This window comes from Sodalinema sp., assembly GCF_046483825.1.
Taxonomy (GTDB): domain Bacteria; phylum Cyanobacteriota; class Cyanobacteriia; order Cyanobacteriales; family Geitlerinemataceae; genus Sodalinema.
This window is the reverse complement of sequence record NZ_JAWOCL010000291.1, coordinates 1-5,069: the sequence shown is the minus strand read 5'-3', so window position 1 is coordinate 5,069 and position 5,069 is coordinate 1. Positions and strand designations below refer to the sequence as shown.

The window sequence follows — 5,069 nt, the reverse complement described above, 5'->3', positions numbered from 1 at the left end:
GACCGAAATCCTAAGTCAGAGACTTTGCGTCCCCAGAGTCGCTGCATGGCTTTTAGGTTCAACGTCTCGAAATAGAGAACGTCAAACCGATCGGTCAGCCAGTGAGCTAGTTTCCAGAACCAGTCCTCTCGCCGATGAACAATGTCTTCGTGGCGACGAACTAGGTTCTTTCGAGCGCGTTCTCGCTTGTTCGAGCTTTTCTGTTTGCGGGACAGTTCTCGGTTCGCCTTCTGAATCTCACGGAGAGATTGCTTAAAAAACAGCGGGGCGTCAATACTGAAGCCTTCAGAGGTCGTGAGAAACATTTTCAGTCCGAAGTCAAAGCCAGCGCTTTTACCCGTCTCGACTTTGACAGTCGGCTCCGAAGGAGCGTCTACCGTGACGAACATAAACATCTCTCCCAATGGAGTCCGTTTAACTGTCACCGTTTTGATTTTCCCCTCAATTTCTCTGGACTTCCAGAACTGATACACTCGACCGCAGATCTTCACCCGGTTTTCACCGAGAAACTTGTAGTTGTTCTGTTTGAGAGTAAACGATTTGTACTTTTTGACTTTTTTAAACCCAGGAGGACGAACCCCTTTGTCTCTGTGCTTAAAAAACAACTGATACGCTTTTTCGATACGCTGGCAGATGTCTTGCACTGCTTGAGCGTCAACGGTTTTCCAGGAAGGATTACGTTTTCTGAGCTTAGCAATATGCTTCTGGAGCTTGGAGCAGTTCAAGTGTTTGCCCCACATCCGATAGTACCGACGATGCAACGCAATACAGTGGTTGTAAATCGTTCCCGAGGCATTAACGATGCACTTCAGGTGACGATTTCGCTTGTGGTTGTACAGCTTGAACTTGAGCGTCTTCATGCTATTATAATAGCCGATTGAGGTAGCCAGTGGGTAGCCAGTCCCATGAAATTAAGATTAAGTGTCAGGATTGAGACAGGACGACTTGAGAAGCTGAGACGGGTTGCCAAGCAGAAGCGCAAAACGATGACTCAACTAATCGAAGATTGGATAGACAGGATTAAGAAGCTGACGGCGGCTAAAGCCGCACGAGTCGCTTTTCCACCCCGCGCTAAAGCAGCAGGGCTATCAAGCTCCCGACCTATTCACGTATCAAGACCAGTGGGACCAGCTACAAGAGGATGTGAACCCCTTTGCGGTGATGGTGATGGCCCATTTGAAAACCCAAGCCACCCGACAGCAGCCCAACCAACGACTACAATGGAAGCTGGAGGTAACTAAAAGCCTCTACCGTCGGGGCTATAGCCGTCAAAACATTCTGGAACTCTTCCGACTGGTCAACTGGATCATGACTCTCCCGGAAGAGTTGGAGTCATCGTTTAACACTGAAATTGCCGCCTTTGAGGAGGAGGAAAAAATGCCTTATATCACCCCCCTAGAGCGTTTCGCTCAAGAAGCCGGAGTCTCAGCCGGAGTGTTAACAAGGGGCCGTGAAGATATCCTGGATATCTTGGAAACTCGGTTTGGACCCGTTCCCAGTTCCCTGAGCGATCGCATCAACGCCATCGACGACGCCACCTACCTGAAAACCTTACTGATTCAAGCCGTCACCCTCTCCTCCCTAGAAGACTTTGAACGGGCGATCGCACCCAATTCGTAATCCCTCGACCTGTTCGTTCACAAAGCGATGACCAACGAAGCAATCAGTTGAGTCTCGTCCAGTCCATTAACAAAGAGAGAGAACAACTCGATATTCGCCTTGTCCTCTCTCATTCGCGACACTAGAGAGAGAAGACCTTTCGGAGTGACCAACCTCACGATGCTCGATCGCATCCAAAGCCTCACTAAAGAAATTGCCCCTCGGCTGATTGAAATCCGTCGTCATATCCACAGCCATCCTGAACTCAGTGGCCATGAGTACCAAACCGCCGCCTATGTGGCTGGCGTTCTCTCCTCCTGTGGCGTACAAGTCCGGGAGGGGGTGGGCCAAACCGGCGTCATTGGGGAACTCGGAGACCGCCAACAGCCTCGGGTTGCCATTCGCACCGATATGGATGCCCTCCCCATCGAAGAACGCACCGGCTTACCCTTCGCCTCCCGCAATCCGGGGGTGATGCACGCCTGCGGCCATGATGTCCATACCACTCTGGGATTAGGAACCGCCATGGTCCTCTCTCGGTTTATGGATGAGTTGCCGGGAGCCGTGCGATTCCTATTCCAACCCGCCGAAGAAATCGCCCAGGGCGCCCATTGGATGGTCGCAGATGGGGCGATGGCGGAGGTGGATGCCATTTTTGGGGTTCATGTGTTTCCTAGCATTCCTAGCGGTATTGTGGGGGTGCGTTATGGGGCTTTGACAGCGGCGGCGGATGACTTGGAATTGATTATTACGGGAGAGTCGGGCCATGGGGCGCGTCCCTATGAGGCGGTGGATGCCATTTGGATTGCGGCCCAGGTGATTACCACGTTGCAGCAGGCCATTTCCCGCACCCATAATCCCTTGCGTCCGGTGGTGTTGACCATTGGTAAGATTCAGGGAGGACGAGCCCCCAATGCGATCGCCGACTCGGTACAGCTTCTGGGAACGGTGCGATCGCTGCACCCGGACACCCACCGCGAACTCCCGGACTGGATTGAGAACATCGTCGCCGGAGTTTGCAAAACCTACGGGGCGAAGTATGAAATGAACTATCGCCGTTTGGTTCCTTCTGTGTTTAATGACACGGCGTTGACTCAGATTGTCGAATCGACAGTGCGTCAGGCCTGGGGGGAGACGGGGATGCAAGTGTTGATGGAACCTTCCTTGGGAGCGGAAGATTTTTCGGTCTATTTAGATCATGCCCCAGGAACCATGTTTCGTCTCGGGGTGGGTCATGCCAATCAACGCAATTATGCTCTGCATCATCCTCAGTTTGATATTGATGAGGAGGCGATTATGACGGGAGTGATTACGTTAGCTTATTCCGCCTGGCAGTATTTGGACCGTTGGCAGACCGATTAGGCTGAAGGGGTTACGATAGCGGAACGCACCGATTCGGGAAGCCGGTGCGTTCACCCCCTAATCGGCGCTTAATACCACAAAAAATAAAATATGTCAACCTACGTTACATTCCGTCATAAAAAAGAAGTTGATTTGCGGGTTAACTTTGGCAGCGTCCCGCCGGGAATCCTTGAGCCGACCCCGGCACAGTTTTGAGGGGAGAGATGGTCGGCGTTCTGGCCATAGACCTCGTGCAATACCTTTATTGGCAAGCGTTTGAGCTAATCCTCGCCGCCCATTCCCTCAGCAGCGGTGAGAAAACATCCCCTCGGGGCGATCGCCGTTTTCCCAAAATTAGATACAAGAAGAACACAATAGCTGATATACCTAATTTTTAACAAATGGCTGGACCTCTGTCAACCTCGTTCATAAATGAAAATAATTACTAATAATTAGCCATGTATGAACTTTTGTAAAAACTGTCAATGATTTAAATATCAAAATAAACGCTATAGATATAATAAACAATCCTGATGTTAAACCCAAAATTGATTGAACCCGGTCTTCGACAGCCCAACACACCCGGCGACCTTGCTAGAATCGTTATTATTGCGGCTCATCTCAACCTATGCCTGCGACAAAAAAACTGACCCTCGCTGACTTTCTCGCCCTACCGGAAACCAAACCCGCCAGCGAATGGATTGACGGGCGAATTGTTCAAAAACCCATGCCCCAGGGAAAACATAGTCAACTGCAAAGCGCCCTCGTGACCACGCTAAATTTGGCGATCAAACCGGGGCAATTGGGTTGTGCATTTCCGGAGTTGCGCTGTGTGTTTGGCGATCGCGCCATTGTGCCGGATGTGGTAGTGGTGACCTGGGAGCGCATTCCCATCGATGAAGATGGTGAAATTACCAACCTGATTCCCCTTGCGCCGGATTGGGCGATCGCAATCCTCTCACCGGAGCAGAGTCACACTCGCGTCACCAAAAATCTTCTCCATTGCCTGAAACACGGCACTACCATGGGCTGGCTAATTGACCCGGCAGAAAAAACGGTGTTTGTGTATCGTCCAAAGCAGGAAATCGAGGTGTTTGAGGAGTTGGAGGCGGTTCTTCCGATGCCTGAGTGGGTGGAGGGCGTGACGGTGACGGTGGAGCGGCTGTTTAGTTGGTTGAAATTTTAATACAATGTAGGGGCGAACGGCTGTTCGCCCTCCTCCCTATGTCCAAATGCGATCGAGCTTGAGGACGAATCCCGGAAGCACATCTTCGCCGGATACGTTGGCTGGACGCGACAACACTTCGGGTTTTCCGCTGGCGCGATAGATTTCTACAATCTGGCGTTTCGGGTCGATGAGCCAACCGAGTCGCGTTCCGTTGGCAAGATATTCCTGCATTTTGGCCTGTATGAGCTTGAGGGCGTCGGATTTGGAGCGGAGTTCGGCAACGAAATCAGGGCAAATGTGGGGGAAGGTATCGCGCTGTGTATCGGTGAGGGCATTCCAACGCTCCGAGCTGACCCAGGAAGCGTCGGGAGATAAGATGGCACCATCAGGCAAGGTGAATCCGGTGGAGGAGTCGAAAACTTTACCGGGGTAGTTGTTGTCTTCGTACCAATAGTAGAGCTGTGCCGTCAGGCTACTGTTGCGTTCGCCGGTTTCCCAGCCGGTGGGTGGGTTCACAATGAGTTCTCCGGTTGCCGTGCGTTCTAGGCGTAGGTCTTGGTTGTGGGTGGCGAGGGTGGCGAACTGTTCGGGGGTGACGTGGAATTTGACGCTGTTGGGGAGATTGAGTTGTAGGGTTTGGCGCATTTCCAACTCCTGGGTGATGGATGGGGTTTAGCTGTCGTGGAGAGACTGTTTCGTTGCTGTTGTGCGTGTGGGGGGTTGGTGTTGGAGACAAAAACTGGCCCCACCTTATAAAAAGGGTAAGACCTGTTAGGCGCAGCCGCAACGGGGCCAATGATTGGGAAAGGCGCGAAGCCGATGCCGAACTCTATAAATGCGATCGATTTGGCAGCCACTACGATATCAAATTCACCCTGCGTAATGATGTGGGAAGTTCCCTAATTTTGAGTTGCTGGATTATCCGCATTATCCGCACGGACGAAGACGTCCCACGCCTCAC

General features: G+C 51.8%; 5 protein-coding genes. 3 read left to right on the top strand and 2 right to left on the bottom strand.

The annotated features are described in order from the left end of the window. Nucleotides 1-860 (bottom strand): RNA-guided endonuclease InsQ/TnpB family protein (locus R6U67_RS18580; protein ID WP_410253924.1); only part of this gene is annotated, 860 nt, incomplete at its 3' end. A gap of 283 nt (nucleotides 861-1,143) precedes the next feature. Here R6U67_RS18580 and R6U67_RS18575 point away from each other — a divergent pair. The 3 genes from R6U67_RS18575 to R6U67_RS18565 all read left to right on the top strand — a co-directional run bounded on the left by R6U67_RS18575 (nucleotide 1,144) and on the right by R6U67_RS18565 (nucleotide 4,126). Then, entirely contained in the window at nucleotides 1,144-1,620 is a 477-nt protein-coding gene (locus R6U67_RS18575; protein ID WP_410253923.1) for a hypothetical protein, read from the top strand. A gap of 159 nt (nucleotides 1,621-1,779) precedes the next feature. Next, a complete protein-coding gene (locus tag R6U67_RS18570) occupies nucleotides 1,780-2,961 on the top strand; it encodes a M20 family metallopeptidase (protein ID WP_410253925.1) in 1,182 nt (393 codons plus the stop codon). A 607-nt stretch (nucleotides 2,962-3,568) separates the two neighbouring features. Next, nucleotides 3,569-4,126: a Uma2 family endonuclease gene (locus tag R6U67_RS18565; protein WP_410253922.1), complete on the top strand. Its 558-nt coding sequence runs from the start codon at nucleotides 3,569-3,571 to the stop codon at nucleotides 4,124-4,126. A 36-nt stretch (nucleotides 4,127-4,162) separates the two neighbouring features. Here R6U67_RS18565 and R6U67_RS18560 read toward each other — a convergent pair whose 3' ends face one another. Next, nucleotides 4,163-4,753: a Uma2 family endonuclease gene (locus tag R6U67_RS18560; protein ID WP_410253921.1), complete on the bottom strand. Its 591-nt coding sequence runs from the start codon at nucleotides 4,751-4,753 to the stop codon at nucleotides 4,163-4,165. Between the last annotated feature and the right edge of the window lie 316 nt (nucleotides 4,754-5,069).